Raw genomic sequence first — 1,285 nt, 5'->3', positions numbered from 1 at the left:
GGGACTGCCCCAGGAACGGTTGACATCTGATCTGTACCGGCCTGAGGTCGGTGCTGGAAGGATGTTGTTGTGCCCAAGGCTTACCCACCCGAGTTTCGTCGTGACGTGATCGCGGTCGCCCGTCAGGGACAGACGCCGATCGCGCAGGTCGCCAAGGACTTCGGGATCACCGAGTCGTGCTTGCGCCGCTGGCTCAAGTCCGCAGACGTCGAGGACGGGAACCGTCCCGGTGCCACGCAGGCCGAGTCTGCAGAGCTGCGTGAGCTGAAGAAGCGCAACCGTGTCCTGGAGCAGGAAGTAGAGATCCTGCGTCGCGCGGCGGCGTACTTCGCCAAGGAGATCTCCCCAAAATGACCTACCCGCTGGTCCAAGAGCTTGCCGCTGACGGTCTGCCCGTCGCGGTGACCTGCCGGGTGCTGGGCTTCTCCCGTCAGGGCTACTACAAGTGGCTGGCCCGGCCGGTCACCGACGCCCAGTGGCGTCAGGCCCACCTGATCAACGCCGCCCTCGACATCCACACCGATGACCCGGAGTTCGGCTACCGCCTCATCGCTGACGACCTGAAAGACGCCGGACACGTCGTGAGCGAGAACACCATGCATGCGTTGTGCCGGCAGGTCGGGATCGTCTCGGTGATCCACCGTAAGAAGGGCACCGGGCGTAAGGCCGGCCCGCCCGTGCACGACGACCTCGTCCAGCGCGACTTCACCGCCAGTGCACCCAACCGGTTGTGGCTCACGGATATCACGGAGCACCCCACGAGCGAGGGCAAGCTCTACCTGTGCGCGATCAAGGACGTGTACTCGGGGCGGATCGTGGGCTACTCCATCGACTCGCGGATGAAGGCCCGCCTGGCCGTGGACGCGCTGAACCATGCCGTGAGCAGGCGTGACGTCATCCCCACGACCCCAGACGCGGTCGGCACGGTGCTGCACTCGGACCGCGGGTCGCAGTTTCGGTCCAAGAAGCTGCGCCGCGCCCTGAAGTCCCACCAGATCACCGGGTCGATGGGCCGGGTCGGAGCCTGCGGGGACAACGCCGCGATGGAGTCGTTCTTCTCCCTGCTGCAGAAGAACGTCCTGAACCGCCGCCCCTGGACCACCCGCGAGCAGCTCCGGTTGGCGATCGTGACCTGGATCGAGAGGACCTACCACCGACGCCGCCGACAACGCCGCCTGGGCCGCATGACACCAATCGAGTTCGAGACCGTCTACGCTGACCAGACCCTGGCCCTCGCGGCCTGACTCATCAAAGAAGACGTGTCAACCGTTCCTGGGGCAGTCCC

At 65.8% G+C, this 1,285-nt stretch carries 1 protein-coding gene; it reads left to right on the top strand.

Going from position 1 to position 1,285, the window contains the following annotated elements:
- The first annotated feature begins 69 nt into the window (after nt 1–69).
- Nucleotides 70–1,244, top strand: a protein-coding gene (locus tag AB0F40_RS27520; RefSeq protein WP_357475522.1) for an IS3 family transposase whose coding sequence is annotated in 2 segments (ribosomal slippage) — nt 70–343 and nt 343–1,244 — 1,176 coding nt in all. Because the reading frame shifts where the segments join, the coding sequence is not laid out codon by codon here.
- Nucleotides 1,245–1,285: the final 41 nt, after the last annotated feature.

Origin of the sequence: Promicromonospora sp. NPDC023987 (assembly GCF_040639055.1) — a bacterium.
Classification (GTDB): domain Bacteria; phylum Actinomycetota; class Actinomycetes; order Actinomycetales; family Cellulomonadaceae; genus Promicromonospora.
Note: the sequence above shows the minus strand (reverse complement) of the source record. Positions and strands in the feature narration are given on the sequence as shown.